Annotated in this window: 10 protein-coding genes; 3 read left to right on the top strand and 7 right to left on the bottom strand. The window is 68.5% G+C overall.

The genetic code is table 11. The annotated features are described in order from the left end of the window. Both SYV04_RS20160 and SYV04_RS20155 read right to left on the bottom strand, forming a co-directional pair. Positions 1–519, bottom strand: a complete 519-nt coding sequence (locus SYV04_RS20160) for a hypothetical protein (protein WP_321547466.1) — start codon at positions 517–519, stop codon at positions 1–3. Positions 520–1053: 534 nt separating this feature from the next. After that, positions 1054–2052, bottom strand: a complete 999-nt coding sequence (locus SYV04_RS20155; RefSeq protein ID WP_321547465.1) for a coiled-coil domain-containing protein — start codon at positions 2050–2052, stop codon at positions 1054–1056. 250 nt (positions 2053–2302) lie between these two features. On the opposite strand from SYV04_RS20155, the gene SYV04_RS20150 reads away from it, so the two are divergent. Continuing rightward, entirely contained in the window at positions 2303–3703 is a 1401-nt protein-coding gene (locus SYV04_RS20150) for a serine/threonine protein kinase (RefSeq protein ID WP_321547464.1), read from the top strand. 299 nt (positions 3704–4002) lie between these two features. Here the strand turns inward: SYV04_RS20150 and rsmA are convergent, their stop codons facing one another. The 5 genes from rsmA to SYV04_RS20125 form a co-directional block, all read right to left on the bottom strand. Continuing rightward, positions 4003–4839, bottom strand: coding sequence for a 16S rRNA (adenine(1518)-N(6)/adenine(1519)-N(6))-dimethyltransferase RsmA (gene rsmA / locus SYV04_RS20145; protein WP_321547463.1), 837 nt, complete (start codon positions 4837–4839; stop codon positions 4003–4005). Between the two features lie 11 nt (positions 4840–4850). Beyond that, positions 4851–5849 (bottom strand): tRNA (adenosine(37)-N6)-threonylcarbamoyltransferase complex transferase subunit TsaD, encoded by a 999-nt coding sequence (gene tsaD, locus SYV04_RS20140; RefSeq protein ID WP_321547462.1) that lies wholly within the window; start codon positions 5847–5849, stop codon positions 4851–4853. A gap of 43 nt (positions 5850–5892) precedes the next feature. After that, entirely contained in the window at positions 5893–8637 is a 2745-nt protein-coding gene (locus SYV04_RS20135) for a response regulator (RefSeq protein ID WP_321547461.1), read from the bottom strand. A gap of 153 nt (positions 8638–8790) precedes the next feature. Beyond that, positions 8791–14757, bottom strand: a complete 5967-nt coding sequence (locus SYV04_RS20130) for a DnaJ domain-containing protein (protein ID WP_321547460.1) — start codon at positions 14755–14757, stop codon at positions 8791–8793. Between the two features lie 33 nt (positions 14758–14790). Next, positions 14791–15294 carry a tRNA (cytidine(34)-2'-O)-methyltransferase gene (locus tag SYV04_RS20125; protein ID WP_321547459.1) on the bottom strand — a complete coding sequence of 168 codons (504 nt, stop codon included), beginning with the start codon at positions 15292–15294 and terminating at the stop codon, positions 14791–14793. Between the two features lie 17 nt (positions 15295–15311). Between SYV04_RS20125 and SYV04_RS20120 the strand changes: the two genes are divergently transcribed. Continuing rightward, on the top strand, positions 15312–15680 hold the full coding sequence (locus tag SYV04_RS20120; RefSeq protein ID WP_321547458.1) for a DUF192 domain-containing protein: 369 nt from the start codon (positions 15312–15314) through the stop codon (positions 15678–15680). 120 nt (positions 15681–15800) lie between these two features. Further along, positions 15801–16565 (top strand): Stp1/IreP family PP2C-type Ser/Thr phosphatase, encoded by a 765-nt coding sequence (locus SYV04_RS20115; RefSeq protein ID WP_321547457.1) that lies wholly within the window; start codon positions 15801–15803, stop codon positions 16563–16565. Positions 16566–16601: the final 36 nt, after the last annotated feature.

The following is a 16601-nucleotide window of genomic DNA, read 5'->3' as shown; positions in this document are numbered from 1 at the left end:
CTACTTGGGGGAGCGACGACCGCGCGCTCTCCCCTCCGAGACGTTCGCGAGAGCAAGACCTGCAAGCCTGCGAGCCCGCATCAGCACCTCATCGAGTTGCTTCCGCAGTTCGGGATGCAACTTCCGAGAGCCCACGCGCCTCTCGAAGGCGGCGATAAGCGCGGCGGTCTTGCGCGCTCCGGTGGGAGAACCTCGGGAGGCTTGGGCCGCCCAGGCACAGACCAAGAGGCGACAGTCCATCGAGGAGTAGCCGAGCTGTTCCATCCGCCTCAGGTACGGCGAGAACCCTCTCCAGGGCCCAGCACTGGTCGCCATCAGCAGATCCTCGGTCAGCCGCCGCTGCATCTCCTGCTTCTCGAATGCAGTGCGCGTCTCCTGGAGGATCTGCTTCTCGAGCTTCCGATAGGCCCGGACCTTCTCAGGGATGGATGCCCCTTGGAGCGAGAGTGCAAGGCGGTCACGCGCCTGGGCCCAGTGCATGAACCTCTGCTCCTGCTCCTGCTTCAGGTTCCGGGGCATGGCAACCGCTCTCCGTTCCACGTGTAGATCGCCTGGGGCCAGAAGCCGTTAGCGGTGCAGTACGCCATGCAGGAAGCGCAGCGGCTGTAGCCCAAGGCATGCCCAGGGAGGCTGCCACCCCCCTGGGCAATGCACTTCGCGTAGTACTTCGCGCACCGCTCCTTGGTGTCATCTTCCTGAGCATCTGGTTCGGGAGTAACAGGGTCCTTTCCCGTCCCTGGTGGCAAGACAGGCCCAGGCCCCGAAGGCCGTCGTTTGGGCGCGGTCCCCACCTGCTCGCACGCCACTTTTGAGCCGTTCTTGCACGCGCAATCCAACGTGCTCGCGCACCCTGGCCCAGGTCCTGGGCCCCCGGACTGACGCAGTTGCTGGTGGCTGGTGGAACAGCCCCCCAGCCAGAAGCTCGCGCACGCCAGTACCACCCTCAACCAGGAATTCACCCCTTCACTTCAACACGAGCATGTTTCCACCCGCCAGCATCACTCCGCGAGCCTCTCCGAAGTTTGAAGAGGTCTCGCGGGGGGCCGACCATGACTACTTGTTCTTGTTGTAGTCGCGGCTGGCGATGACGCCCTGGACCTCGGCGAGCGCACGGGCGCCCGAGGCGGACTCCAGCGCCTTCTCGGCGATGGCCTGGACCTGACGCTTGGCCTCGGCCAGCTCGGTCTGGAGCAGCTGGAGCGCATGCGCCTGCTTCGCGTTCGCCTCCTTGAGCGAGGCGATCTCCATGCTCGCCACACGCTGCGCCGTCTCCGCGTCCTTCTGGGCGAGGGTGAACTTCATCTCCCACTCGGACTTCACGCGGTTGCCGGCGATGGCCGCCGCCGCGTCCGTGTCCTTCTTCAGCACCGCCGGGAAGTCCGCCACCTGCTTGCGCAGATCCTCCAGCTCCTTCTCGCGCAGCTTCAGGCTCTCCTCGCGCGTGGCCCACTCCTTCTCGAGCTTCTCCTTGCGGTCGCGCTCGGTGGCGGACTGCAGGCGCAGCTGCTCCTGGAAGGCATCCTGGTCCTTCTTGCGCTGCAGCTGGATGTTGTAGCTGTACTCCTCCTCGGCGCGCGTACGGGCCACCTCGCCGGCCTGCCGCTCCGCCGCGAGATCCGCGTCGAACTTCGCGCGCGTCTCGGCGATCTCCTTCTGCAGCCGCTCCATCTCGAGCTGGAGCTCCGCCTTCTTCTTGTCGTACTCGGCCACCAGCACATCGATGGCGCTGGCGGCGATGTCCTTGCCGTGAAGCCCCGTCAGCTCCTCGTTCTTGAGCTTGATGGCCTCATCGAGCTTCTTGAGCTCCTCGACCAGCCCCATCACCTGCTCGTTGATGCCGCCCAGCGTCTTGTTGATCGTCAGTCCCGCCTCGGTCACCTTCTTGACGGCCGCCTCGGCGGTGAGGCTGGCGACATCCGCCAGGACGTTCTTGGCGTGAGAGTGACGTGCCTCCTGCTCCTTGGCCGAGACCACGGGCTTGTTACGAGCCTTGCGGGCCAGCTCATCGAACGAAGCCTTGGTCTGCTCGGTGGAACGAGTGCGCGAAGCCATGACGGTTCTCCAATGTGAGGGTAGTGCCCGCGGCGGATCAGGCCTGCGAGCGGCGTGAGATTCGAGGCCCCTTCTCTGGCGGCCATGCGAAGAAAGTACCCAACGGGTCTGACATTTTTGGGCTCCGGACAGCACCGGCGAGGGCATCCGCTGGCGGTTATTCGCGGGGCCCTCCATGTGACGCATCAGGGCAGGTGCATGCGGGCCGACCTTTCAGGTAGGGTATCTCCCTCAGGAGAGTCCCTCACGCATGTCTCCGTCCTTGTCCCTTGCTTCGGATCCCAATTTCGAAAGCGGTGCGCTCATCGACCAGTGGCGCGTTATCAAGCGCTTCCGGAGCGGTAGCTACGGCGTGGTGTACCGCGTCGTACGCGCCGAGCAGCCCGAGGCTGGCACCTACGCGCTCAAGCTCGCCCGGAACCCGGAGGATGAGCGCTTCGAGCGGGAGGCGATGCTGCTCTCACGCATCCATCACCCCGCAGTGCCCCAGTTCCATGGGCACGGCCTGTGGAAGGACGTTCTGGGACAGAGCTATCCCTACGTCGTCATGCAGTGGGTGGAGGGCGTTCCGCTCTACGAGTGGGCCGACCAGCGCAGCTTCACCTCCCGACAGGTGCTCCTGGTCCTGGCGCAGGTGGCTCGGGCGCTGGAGGCCACCCACCTGCACGGCGTGCATCGGGATGTGAAGGGCGACAACGTGCTGGTGGGAGAGAATGGGCAGGTCTTCCTCGTGGACTTTGGAGCCTGCTGGTACGCAGGGGCGCGTCCTCTCACGGACTCCGCCATTCCTCCTGGCACCGAGCCCTACCGCAGCCACCAGCTCATCCGCTTCCGCTACCAGTTCCGGCGCCACCTCGAGGCGCACTACCACTACCCTCCGGAGGATGATCTCTATGCGCTGGGGGTGATGGCCTACCGCCTCGTGACAGGCACCTACCCTCCCGCCGGCACGGATCCCGAGTGCTCTGATGATCCGGAGCGGCCTCGTCCCCCGCGCCTCGTGGCTCCACGAGACATGGCCTCCGTGGTGCCTGTTCTGGACAGCCTCATCCTTCAGATGCTTTCCGAGGAGCGCTCCGCGCGCGGAACCGCTGGAGAGTTGGCGCAGTCCCTCAAGAAAGCAGCGGCGAGCGTGGAACCGGAACTGGATCTACCCATCGTCCCAAACTCGTCCACACGGACCACCGAGCGTGCAACCCGGCCGGGGCCTCCGAGTTGGTTCAGGCGCGTCCTGGTACTGCTGTCGAGGTGGCTTGTCCCCTCTGCCGCACTGGCCGCAGTGACGCTGGTCACCGTGTTGTCAGCTCATCTCATGGAAGATCCGCCACAATTGACCTGTGGGGAGCAGCCAGCCAAAGGACGCGCCGGGGAGCCTGTGGGATTGGGAGACACGACCCTGGCATCTGCCGCGCCCTTCATCGCAGACCGTCTTCCCGTGCGCGCAGTGAGCCTCGATATGCCCGACCGCCCGCTGAAAGGTCAGAAGCGCGCCCCGTGCGTGCGCCGGAGAGAGGTGGAGATCAACGGGGGATGCTGGATACAGGTAGGAACCATGGAAGCACCGTGCGAAGCCGACGCCTACGATTGGCAAGGCAAGTGTTACTTGCCTGTGAGCGCTCCCTTGCGACAACCCACCTCCAAGGAGCCGTGATTGAAGACACGAGCGATTGCACTCCTGCTCTTCATGCACGAGCCGCTGAACCCAGCCCACATGTCCGGAGCCCTTGTCACGGGTCCTCCCGGCACTCCTCGCGTGGTCGGCCTCGATATGCCCAGCAGCCCACTCAAGCGCCAGAAGCGGCCACCGTGTGCAAGCCGGGGAGAGATCGAGATCAACGGAGGGTGCTGGGCACGCATCGCGGATATGGAGGCACCATGCGACCCCACCTGGTATGAGTGGAAGGGGCGTTGTTATTGGCCGCTCATTCCCCCTGAGCGTCCGCCTACATCCTAAGGACTCTGAGGAACGGGGCCCAGTGCTCGCTCCAGCGCGGCGAACTCCTCGGCCGAGAGCGTCTCCGCGCGGCGCATCGGGTCGATGCCCGCGGTCTCCAGCGCCTTCGCGAACTGCTCGGGTGAGGCCAGCGTCCGGTCCGACTTGAGCGAGTTGAGCAGCGTCTTGCGCCGCTGAGCGAAAGCCGCCTTCACCACGCGGATGAAGCGCGCACCGTCCACCACCGGAGCGCGCGGTGCCTTCAGCCGCGTCAGCCGCACCACCGCTGAGTCCACCTTGGGTGGCGGGTGGAAGAGCCGCGCATGCAGCGTGAAGAGGTGCTCGATGTCGAAGTAGAGCCCCAGCAACACGGTCAGCAGCCCGTAGTCTCGCGTCCCCGGTTCCGCCGCCAGCCGCTCCACCACTTCCTTCTGCAGTGTGAACACCGCCCGCGACACATGGGCGCGCTGCTCCAGCACCTGGAAGAGGATCGAGCTCGTCAGGTGGTACGGGAGGTTTCCCACCACCGCCACCTCGGGCTCACCGGCCGCCTGCGCGAAGTCCACCGTGGCCGCATTGCCCGACACCACCCGCACACCGGGGATCGCCTCCTTCTCCAGCACGGCGATCATGTCCCGGTCCTTCTCCACCGCCGTGACACGCGCCCCCGTGGCCGACAGGAACCGCGTGAGGTGCCCCAACCCAGGCCCCAGCTCCACCACGGGCTCGCCCTCGCGCAGCGCCAGCGCGTCCGCGATGTTCTGGAGCGCTCGCTCGTCGCCGAGGAAGTTCTGCCCCCAGCTGTACTTCGCGTGCAGCCCGTGACGCTTGAGGATGTCGCGCGGCGATTCCACGTTTCCCTCCCTTACATCCGCCAGGCCGGATCGGCGGCGAGTCGGAAGTCTCCGCGGAGCCCCCGACGCCACGCCTCATACCCCGCCACGGCCACCATCGCCCCATTGTCCGTACACAATCGCACCGGCGGCAGGTAGAGCCGCAGGTTGCGCTCCTGCGCCCGCTCCAGGCTCAGCGAGCGCAGCCGCGAGTTGGCCGCCACGCCCCCGCACAACACCATGCGCTGCAGCCCCAGCCGGCGCGCCGCCGCGACGAACTTCTTCGACAGCGCGTCCGCCACCGCCTCCTGGAAGGAGGCGCACAGGTCCGCCAGCTCCTGGCCCTGCGGAACACCGTTCTTGCGCACGTGGTTCAGCACCGCCGTCTTCAGCCCCGAGAAGGACACGTCGAAGGTGTCCTGCTGCGGCAGCGCACGCGGGAAGTGGATGGCCTCCGGGTTGCCCTTCTGCGCGAGCTGGTCGATGGGCAGCCCCCCTGGGTACGGCAGGCCCAGGATGCGCGCCGTCTTGTCGTAGGCCTCGCCCGCCGCGTCATCCCGAGTGCTTCCCACCAGGCGGTATCGCCCGTAGTCCTGCACCTCGTAGAAGCTGGTGTGCCCCCCCGAGACGACCAGCCCCAGGAACGGCGGCTCGGGCGCATCCTCGAGCAGTCGGATGGCGAGCAGGTGCCCCTCCAGGTGGTTGGCTCCCACGAAGGGCTTGCCCGTCGCCAGGCTCAGCGACTTGGCCACCTGTACGCCCACCAGCAGCGCGCCGATGAGGCCCGGCCCCGAGGTGACGGCGATGAGGTCCACGTCCTCCAGCGTCTTGCCCGCGCGCGTGAGCGCCTCGTGCAGCACCGGCATCACCTGGACGATGTGGTTGCGGCTGGCCAGCTCCGGCACCACCCCACCCCAGCGCCGGTGGATGTCCACTTGCGTGGAGACGACGTCCGAGAGCACCCGCCGGCCATCCTCCACGAGGGCGGCGGCGGTCTCATCACAGCTGGTTTCCAGTCCAAGAACGAGCAAGGCGGTGACCTCTCAGGCCAACAAGGGCCCGAGCCCTCCGCCCCTAGTTGCTGCCCAGCTGCTTCAGCGCGAGGCGAACGTCGGAGGAGAATTTCCCGGAGGGCTCCAGTGCAAGGTACTTCTTATAAGCCTGCACCGCCTGCGCATTCTGCTGGGTCACCTGCAGCGCCATGCCCAGGGCGAACCAGGCCCGGGCGTTGGCCTCCTTGTCCCGGACCACGTCCTGCAGCAGCTTCGCCGCCTCCCGGTAGGCGCTATCGGTCGTGCTGCCCATGACCAGCGAGAAGCCCAGTCCCTCCTTGGCCTCCTCCGAGCCCGGCTTGGCCTTCAGCGCCTTGCGGTAGTTCACCGCGGCGGCCTTGTAGCGTCCGCTCACCACCGCCGTCCTCGCCTGCTTGATGGCGGCGGCGAATACCTCGTCCGGGTCCACCGGCTTGGCGGGGTCGGGGGCCGGCTCGGTGTGCTCCGGGTCTTCCTCGGGCTCCGGCGGCTTCGGCGTCTGGACAACGGTCTCGACGGGCTTGGACGGCTCCGGCGGGCGCGTGGCCAGCGTCCCCGCGTCCGGCGTGGCGCTCGGAGTCGGCGGGGTCGGCTGAGGCGTCACCACCGCCTCGGGCGGCTTGGGCGTCTCGGGAGGCTTCGTGTTCGTGGAGGCCTGCTCCGGCGGCGGAGTCGGCTTCGGATCCGACGCGTCCGAGCCACCGCGCATCGCCACCACCGCGCCGGCGATGACGATCGCCGCGATGCCCACGCCGATATAGAGCCCGGTGCGCTTGGGCCGCACCGCCTCGGCGAGCGCGCGCTCGTCGATGCCCTCCTCCTTCTTGGGCGGCACCGGCTTCTTCTCGGGCTGTTTCTCCGGCTTCTTCTCAGGCTGCTTGGGCACGGGCTTGGGCTCCGGCCCAGGCCGGAGATCCAGCGTGGGCAGAGACGGCTCCTCGCGCTTCTCCACCTTGGGCTCGGGCTTCACAGGCGCCGGCGTCGGCGTCGACGTCGGCTTGGCCGCGGACTCCGGAGCCCCATGGCCCGGGTACGGCGGCAGCGCGAGCTGCGGCGGCGCCGAGGGCTCCACCTCATCCACGCTGAGCGGCTCGGCCACCGGCGTGGGGCCCGTCACCAGCGTCACCTCCGAAGAGGGCGGCGCGGGCGTGGGAGGAGGAACCGGAGGGAACGGATCAGGCCCCACGGCGGCGCCACCGAAGATGGGCGGCTTGGAGGGCGCGCCCGGTCCGGCCGCCCCGACGGACACCGGTGCGACCGCGGGAGGCGCCTCGGGCTGCGACGGAGCGGGCTGCGGCGCCGCGCTGGACGGCGAGTGCCCTCCTCGCGAGGGAGACCAGGAAGGAAGCGGCGCCCACGTGCTCGCCGAGCCCAGGCCATCGGTATCCACCCGGCTCCAGTCCAGCAGCAGGCTGCGCCGCGCGTGCTCCTGGGCGCGGTGCTCGGGCGGAGGCTCCACGAGGAACGAGGAGCCTTCCTGCGCGGGAGGGATCTCCGCGATGGCCGGCACCTCTACCGTGGGAGCATTGTGGCGCTTGGGCTTGGGTTGGAAGACGACGACGTTGGCCGGCTGCGCGGGAGGTCCTCCCGGAGCGCCGGAGCCAGAAACCGGAGCGGGTGACTCGACCGCCGCGGGAGGCGCGGGGGGCGGCTCGACGGGAGGCGGAGGCTTGACCGCGGCGACGGGCGGAGGGGTCGGAATCGAGGCCGTAGCCGCCACGGGCACGGGGCTCGGAATCGGCTCGGCGGCGGGCGGCTCGGCGGGCGCGGGCGGTGGCGGAGGGGCCGCGGCGTGCAGCCACTCCTCGATGCCCGGCTTGCCGCTCTGGATGGGCTCCTGCGAGACGTTGCCCAGCTCGCGGATGAGTCCCTCGAAGTAGAGCTTGCTGATGATGCCCAGCGCGGCCAGGTCCTCGAAGTCCGAGTCCTCCACCACGCGGCTCAGCGTGCGCTTGCCGTCGAAGAGGCGCAGCAGGCCGTTCACCTCGTCGGGGATCTCCGACAGGCGCTCGGCGAGCTGGTGGTAGTCGATCTCGAACACCGTCTCGAGCGGCGGCAGCTGCTCGAGCATGCGGCCCCACTCGTCCAGCCGGCGCATGCCCTCCATGAGCAGGCCCTGGGTGGAGACCTCGATGCGCTCGGGCCGGTCCAGCGGGGTGAACTGCACCTCGAACTGGCCCTCGAAGGTGTTCAGCATCCGGTAGAACGCGTTCTCACCCTTGAGGCGCCCCAGCTCCGCGTCAATGACGCGGCCCTCCTTGAAGTAGATGGCGCCGACGCGCTCGCCCTGGATGTTGATGGTGCCCGTCTTGCGGCCGATCTCGAACGTCTGGACCAGGTCCACCACGCCCATGTCGGCGAGGCTGCCGCCGAAGCCACCCTTGGTCGTCTCCCGCTTTTCGATCCGCTCCTTCTCCGCCTTCTGGAGAATCATGCGGACGCGCGTGACGATCTCTTTGATGTAGATGGGCTTCGTCAGGTAGTCGTCGCCGCCGAGCTCCAGCCCGCGCACCTTGAACTCAACCGACTTCTGGTTGGTCAGGAACACGAACGGGATGAACTTGAAGCGCTCGTCCGACTTGAGCGACTTGCACAGCTCGAAGCCATCCATCTCCGGCATCTTCGTGTCGGCGAGCACGAGATCCGGTGGGCTGATCTGGACCTTCTCGAGCGCGTCCTTGCCGTGGATGGCCGTTGTCACGGAGAAGCCCGCCTTCTTCAGGCTGACCTCCATCACGCGAAGGCTCTTCGCGTCACCATCGACCAGGAGCAGGTGCTGCTTGGCCACGTTGGATTGCCTTTCGCTGCGGACGGCTCCCAGAGGATCCGGCGCCCAGGAGTCGCGCGATGATCACGCCCGGTCTCCAGGCATGTCAATGGTTTGGCCGGTACCCTCCCCCGCCCGGTATCCGGGCAGACGAGCCACCGGCAGGAAGGTGGTTTAGCGGAAGAAGCCCTTCTTGCTCGCAGGAGGACTGTTCTTCTTCCGCATCTCGATGAGGCGCAGTTCCTGGTTGGCTTCCAGGTGCTTGGGGTTGGTGCGCACCGCCTCGCGGAAGTGCCGCTCGGCGCGATCCGTGTCACCTTCGACCCGGGCGATGACGCCCAGTTGGTAGTGCGCCCGGTCGCAGTTGGCGTCCGCCTTGATGGCATCGGCCATCATCTGCTTGGCCTTGGGGATCTCCGCCTTGCGCTGGGGGTCCATGTAGACCGTCCAGGCAAGCGCGGCCAGGTAGAGGGCCTTGGGCTCCATGGCGTAGGCGCGCTCGAAGTGGCTGGCGGCCGTGGTGAAGTCCCGCTTGCGGAAGTACACCTCGCCCATCTTGAAGAGGTCCCCCGCGTCGCTGTTGGCGCCGCCGCGCGCCGCCGGGCCCGCGCCCGGAGTCGAGGTCGCCGTCGACTTGGGGGCCGCCGCCTTCTTGAGGCCCTCGATGTAGGCGGCGCGCTTGGCGTCGTCATGGAGGATCTCGTACGCCTCGCGGATGGCCTCGAAGACGGAGGTCATCTTGGGCGCCAGGTGGGGCAGCGTGGGCGGCAGACGATCCGGGTGGAAGACCTTGGCCAGGCTGAGGAACGCGGCCTTCACCTGGTCCTTGGGCGTCTCCGGGGTGATGCCCAGGATGGTGAAGTGGTCGCGCTTGGTCTGCAGGTCCTCGTAGCGCTTCTCGATCTGCAGCGCGAGCCCGGAGTCTTCCGCTCCGGGAGCAGGAGCCGGGGGAGCCGGGGGAGCCGCGGGGAGCTCGCTCACGGGGACAGCCCCCACGGGCGCGTCCGCCCGGACACCGAGAGAGCCCATGTTCTCCATGGCGCGGCGCAGCAGGCGCTGGCGCCGCATCCGGGCCGCTTCATCAGGGTTGGAGGGATCGCCCGCCACGTCGTCCTCGTCGAAATCCCAATCGTCTAGCGCATCCAACCCATCGAGATCCGCATCCAGCGCCCCGTCGGATGGGTTGTTCCACGCAGTCTGGCCAGTTACAGCCGGATTGTCACCAGGGGGTGGGGCAAAACCGACCGGGGCGGGTACCGGTTCGACGGTCGCCTCGACGATGGCCTCCACCGGGAGCTCTTCCACCTCGACTTCGGAGGGCTTGACATCCGTCAGGACGAGCGACTCCAGGTGCGAGTCCACCTGGTTGAGCGCCGCCTCGAAGGAATCGGAGAGGTTCGCGGGGATCTCTCCCCGATCGAAGGTGACGATGCGCCAGAGGTCATCGTCTCCGGTCCGTGAAGCGCCCGCCGCGGGCCAGGACGGCGGTGTCGGAGACGGAGTCGCGGGCCGCGCATCGGAGGGGGGCGCGACCGTGGGCGGGCGAGGCTGGGCGGCCAGCATGCCCGGAGGAATCGCCTTGGCCGGAGCGGGCTGCGGGGCCGGGGCGGGAGCAGGGTCCTTGCCGGGAACGAGATCGCTCCAGGTGTCCTGATCCAGGTCGACTTCCGTGACGGGGATCTCGTCCGGGGCGGCGGTCGCGAGCGCGGGCGGAGGCGCCTTGCGGACCGGCTCCTCGGTGAGCCAGGGATCGACCGACGGAACTACCGCGCGGCGATGGACCTCCTTCATATCGAGGAGGAGCTCCGCTTCCGCTCGCTGGCGCGCCAGGTTCAGCGCGTTCTTGTCCTCCTGGAGCAACGCGTCGGGTGAGCCGGGAGGGAGCGGCAGCAGGGCATCGGACCAGGAGATCTCATCGATGGAGTCCGTCTGAGGCGGGGCGGCGGGCACCTCGACCTCGGCGATGATGATGTCGTCCTCCTCCACCGGGGCTGGCGCGGCTTCCTGCGTCGGGGCCACGGGGGTTTCGACCGTGCCCTCGAGCCGCTGAGCTTCCTCCGCGAGCCGCGCTTCCTCCGCCTGCCGCGCCTTCTTGGCCAGGCGCGCTTCCTTGGAGCGGCGCCGCTCGTCCTCCAGGCGCACTTCCTCCGTCACCCCTTCGTCGGGCTGGAGCGCCTGCTCCGCGTGATGAGTGCCCTCCGCGGCCTGACGCGCCTCGCTGGCCAGGCGTAGTTCCTCCGCGAGCCGCTCGTCCTCGGACCGGCGTGCATCATCCGCCGCGACTCGCGCCTCGTCCGCGGAGCGCGCCTCGTCGGCCTGACGGGCCTCCTCCATGAGAAGGACCGCCTCCTCCAGAGGGACCTCTTCGACGAGCCGATCTTCGCCACCGGCAAGGCGGCTCTCCTGAGCCTGGCGATCCTGGGCGGCCTGACGGGTGGCGGCGGCGGCCTGACGGGCCTTCTCCGCCAGACGTGCCTCCTTGGCCCGGCGCCGCTCCTCGAGGCGTGCTTCCTCGGCCTTCAGCGCCTCGTCAGCCTGACGCGCCTCTCCTTCTTGATGGGAAGCCTCCGCTGCCTGGCGCGCCTCGGCGGCCAGACGCAACTCCTCGGCCAGCCGGGCCTCTTCGGCCTGACGCGCCGCCTCGGCCTGAAGGGATTCTTCGGTCCCCTGGACCTCTTCGGCCTGGAGTGCGGCTTCGGCGGCCTGGCGCTCCTCCCCGGCTTGTGGCGCCACGGGCGCGACGGGGGCGTCCTCGGACGGCCGTGTCTCCTGTCCCTGGGAGGCTTCCTCCGCGGCACGGCGTGCCTTCTCCGCCAACCGGGCTTCCTTGGACTTGCGACGCTTCTCCTCGATGTGGACTTCTTCGTCCACAGGCGCTTCGGATGCTTGGGCTTCCTCCGCTCGCAGCGCCTCCGCAGCCCTCCGGGAAGCCTCGGCGGCCTGACGCACCTTGGCCGCCAGGAGCAGTTCCTCCGCCTGCCGTGCCTCCTCACTCTGGCGGTGGGAGTCCTCCGCCTGCTGTGCCTCCGCCGCGAGCCGCTCGGCCTCGGCCGCCATGCGCAGTTCTTCCGCCAGCCGGGCAGCTTCGGCCCGGCGTGCCTGCTCCAGTTGCTGCTCCTCTTCGGCCCGACGCTCTTGCTCGCGTCGCGCTTCCTCGGCCCGCCGAGCCTCCTCCGCCTGCCGTCGCTCTTCTTCTTGGCGGGCCTCTTCCGCTTGACGGGCCACCTCGGCCTGACGGGCAAGTTCCGCGGCTCGACGCGCCTTCTCCGCCAGCCGAGCCTCCTTGGCCCGACGCTGCTCCTCTTCGAGGCGAGCTTCCTCCGCCGCTCGCGCTTCGGCTGCCAGACGCTCCTCCTCGGCCTGGCGGGCCTCCTCGGCCTGACGCGCAGCTTCGGCGGCCTGACGCAGCGCTTCCGCCCGACGGGCTTCTTCGGCCAGTCGAGCCTCTTCAGCCAGTCGAGCTTCCTCTGCGAGCCGAGCCGCTTCCTGGCGAGCCTCTTCGGCCTGACGCGCTTCCTCCGCAAGTCGAGCCTCTTCCGCCCGCCGAGCCTCCTCCGCCAGCCGCAGTTCCTCCGCCACGCGTGCTTCTTCGGCCAGCCGAGCCTCCTCAGCTCGACGCGCCTCTTCAGCCAGTCGCGCCTCTTCGGCCAGCCGAGCCTCCTCAGCTCGACGCGCCTCTTCAGCCAGTCGCGCTTCTTCCGCTCGGCGCGCCTCCTCGGCCAGCCGAGCCTCCTCGGCCAAACGTGCCTCTTCGGCCCGGCGTGCCTCTTCCGCCAGTCGCGCTTCTTCCGCCCGGCGCGCCTCTTCGGCCAGCCGAGCTTCCTCGGCCAGCCGAGCCTCCTCGGCCAAACGTGCCTCTTCCGCCAGTCGCGCTTCTTCCGCCAGTCGCGCTTCTTCCGCCCGGCGCGCCTCTTCGGCCAACCGAGCTTCTTCCTCGAGTCGGGCCTCTTCGGCTCGGCGTGCCTCCTCCGCCAGCCGCGCCTCTTCGGCCAGCCGTACCTCTTCCGCTAGCCGAGCTTCCTCCTCACGGCGCGCTTCCTCCGCCAGCCGTGCCTCTTCCGCAAGGCGCCGCTCTTCCTCGAGACGGGCTGCCTCCGCTTGGCGCCGCTCCTCCTCAATACGGGCTTCCTCAGCTCGGCGTGCCTCTTCAGCCAGCCGCGCCTCTTCGGCTAGCCGCGCCTCCTCTGCCTGACGGGCTTCTTCGGCTCGGCGCGCTTCCTCAACCAAGCGGGCCTGACGGGCCTCTTCGGCTAGCCGAGCCTCCTCAGCCAGCCGAGCCTCTTCGGCCAGCCGCTGCTCCTCTGCGAGGCGCGCCTCCTCAGCTCGGCGCCGCTCCTCTTCAATGCGAGCCTCTTCGGCTAGCCGGAACTCCTCGGCCAGTCGCGCCTCCTCAGCTCGACGCGCCTCTTCGGCAATTCGAGCCTCTTCGGCTCGACGTGCCTCCTCAACCTGTCGGGCTTCTTCAGCCCTGCGAGCCTCTTCGGCCAGTCGTGCCTCTTCAGCGAGGCGAGCCTCTTCCGCCCGACGTGCCTCCTCGACTTGGCGAGCCTCCTCAGCCAGCCGGGCTTCTTCAGCCAACCGAGCCTCTTCGGCTCGACGCGCCTCTTCGGCCAACCGAGCTTCTTCGGCCCGACGTGCCTCCTCAGCCAGCCGGGCTTCCTCGACCCGACGCGCCTCTTCGGCCAACCGAGCTTCTTCGGCCCGACGTGCCTCCTCAGCCAGCCGGGCTTCCTCGACCCGACGCGCTTCTTCAGCGAGTCGAGCCTCTTCAGCGAGTCGAGCCTCTTCAGCGAGTCGAGCCTCTTCAGCGAGTCGAGCCTCTTCAGCGAGTCGAGCCTCTTCAGCGAGTCGAGCCTCTTCGGCTAGCCGAGCCTCTTCAGCCAGTCGAGCCTCTTCAGCGAGTCGAGCCTCTTCCGCCAGCCGAGCCTCTTCAGCGAGTCGAGCCTCTTCAGCCAGTCGAGCCTCTTCAGCCAGTCGAGCCTCTTCGGCTAGTCGCGCCTCTTCCGCTCGGCGCGCCTCTTCGGCCAGCCGAGCCTCTTCCGCCAGCCGAGCCTCTTCGGCCAGTCGCGCCTCTTCCGCTCGGCGCGCCTCTTCGGCCAGCCGAGCCTCTTCCGCTCGGCGCGCCTCTTCGGCCAGCCGCGCCTCCTCGGCCAAACGTGCCTCTTCAGCCCGGCGTGCCTCTTCGGCCAGTCGCGCCTCTTCGGCCAGTCGCGCTTCTTCGGCCCGGCGTGCTTCCTCGGCCAACCGAGCCTCTTCCGCCCGACGTGCTTCCTCGGCCAGTCGAGCTTCTTCCGCCCGGCGCGCCTCCTCAGCCAGCCGCGCCTCTTCGGCTAGTCGAGCCTCCTCGGCCAGCCGTGCCTCCTCGGCCAGTCGCGCCTCTTCGGCCAGTCGCGCCTCCTCGGCCAGTCGCGCCTCTTCGGCCCGCCGAGCCTCCTCGGCCAACCGAGCCTCTTCAGCCAACCGAGCCTCTTCAGCCCGGCGCGCCTCCTCGGCAATGCGAGCCCGCTCCCGAGCCTCCCACTCCTCGACGCGCAAGGACTCCACGAGCCCCTCGCGCTCGAGCACCCGCAGCAGCGCCTCCTGCGCGACCGTCAGCGCCTCCGGCTGCAAGAACTTCCCCAGCGTCTCCAGAAAAGCGCGCTCCCCTTCCCCCGAGAGCCACGGCTCGCACGCCGCCACATCGGCACAGCGATACACCCGCGCGGGAGCCCCCTCCGCCCTGCCCGGCTCCAAGGCGGCGCGAACCACCCGAGCCCCGGCAATCGGCCGGAACATCTCCTCCACCGCCCCTGGCTCGAACGCGGAGCGCTCGGCCAGCTGACTCAGCCGCCGCACATGGGCCAGCACCTGCAACTCGGCCACCCCCTCCTCCCCCATCCCCAGCGCCTCCAGCAGATCCTCATCCGGCGCACCCGCCCCACCCCGCGCCCAGAGCGCATCCAGCGCCTCGGCCCCCATCCGCCCGCTCTGCAGCAGCGCCTGCGCCGGGCTCTGGAACCCAAACCCGAGCTGCGTGCCGACCAGGTTGCCCTCCTGGAGGAACAGCCTCGACTCACGCCCACCCGAGTGGAGCGTGAGCTGACCGGTGGCGCGAGCCTTGTGGGCGGAGTACAGCGCTTCAGCGACAAGCGAGGGCGACATGACGCCCGGAGTCTACCCCCCCTGCCTCTGCCCTCAACTTGCCGAGGGGGGCTGCCTGGCCGCTTCCCCCAGCTGCACCTGCCGCAGTGCCTCATAGGTGGCAATCCCCACCGAGGTGGACAGGTTGAGGCTCCTCCGCTCGGCCAGCATGGGGATGGTCACCGGCTGCCCGGAGCCCCCTTCCATCACCTCGGGCAAGAGCCCCGTCACCTCCGAGCCGAACACCAGGTGGTCCCCCGCCTCGAAGCGGGCGGCATACAGGGATGTAGAAGCGCGGGCGGAGAACAGCCACCGCCGGGCCTCCGGGTAGTCCTCCAGGTAGGCCGCATAGGTGGGATACAGCTTGAGGAAGACCTTGTCCCAGTAGTCCAGGCCGGCGCGCTTCAAGTCCCGGTCCGCGATGGAGAAGCCCAGCGGCTCCACGAGGATGAGCCGGCTGCCCGTCACCGCGCACAGGCGGGCGACGTTGCCGGTATTGGGAGGAATCTGCGGCGACACCAGGACGAGGTGCAGGGGACGCGCCAGGGGCTCAAGCATGGGGTAGAACGTCCTGCATGCGCTGGAAGGTGAACAACGAGACCCGAGGCCGGCTGCTGGCCGACCGCGCCGAGCGAGCCGCTTCCTTCGTGTCCCGCTTCAAGGGGCTGATGGGGCGGCGCTCGCTGGTGTTCGGCGAGGGCATGCACATCGTGCCCTGCAACTCCATCCATACCTTCTTCATGCGGATCCCCATCGACGTCGTCTTCCTGGACCCGGAAGGCCGCATCGTCAAGCAGATCCCGGCGATGCCCGCCTGGAGGATGAGCTCGGTCTACTTCAAGGCCCACTCGGTGCTGGAGCTACCGGCGGGGACGCTGGAGGCCAGCCAGACGCAGGAGGGCGATCGGCTCGTCTTCGAGCCGGCGACCCAGCCGGGGGGGTAGCCCCCATGGCTCCTGGGCGGGTGCCCTATGCGATGGGTTTTGCCCCCGCAGGGGGGCTTTGTTAACGTGCAAGACGGTCTCCACGCGTCCCCTTTTACGCGTCCACACGAGTTCCCGCGCATGCGCATCGAGGTAGCAGGCCTTACCCACGTCGGGATGAAGCGCAACCACAACGAGGACAACTACCTCCTGTTGCCGGAGGAGAACCTCTGCTGTGTCGCCGACGGCATGGGCGGACACTCCTCTGGAGAGATCGCCTCGAAGATCGCCGTGGAGGAATTGGGCGAGTTCTTCAAGATGACGTCGCGGGACGCGGACGCGACGTGGCCGTTCAAGATGGACAAGACGCGCAACTACGATGAGAACCGGCTGGCCACCGGCATCAAGCTCGCCAACTCGCGCATCTTCGAGAAGGCCAGCAGCGACTCGAAGTACAAGGGCATGGGCACCACCATCGTCACGGTGCACTTCGCCAACTCCACGGCGTACGTGGGGCACGTGGGCGACAGCCGCGTGTACTTCTTCCGCGAGGGCACGCTCAAGCAGGTGACCGAGGACCACTCGCTGCTCAACGACTACCTCAAGGCCAAGAAGCTCTCGCCGGAGGAGATCGAGAACTTCCCCCACAAGAACGTGATTGTCCGCGCGTTGGGGATGAAGGAATCGGTGGTGGTGGACGTGGCGCGGCTGGAGCCCAAGGAAGGCGACATCTTCCTGCTGTGCTCGGACGGCCTGTCGGGCATGGTGACGGATCCGCAGATCCAGGAGGTGCTCTCGCGCACCACGGAGCTGGAGAAGGCGTGCTCCCAGCTCATCGACCTGGCGAACGCTGCGGGCGGCAACGACAACGTCACCTGCGTGCTGGCCCGCTACCACAACCACTGAGCAGCCCCCACATTTCAGGCAAATCCTGATTTCCTT

It is taken from the genome of Hyalangium ruber, from assembly GCF_034259325.1.
Lineage (GTDB): Bacteria > Myxococcota > Myxococcia > Myxococcales > Myxococcaceae > Hyalangium_A > Hyalangium_A rubrum.
This window is presented reverse-complemented; position numbering and strand designations above follow the sequence as displayed.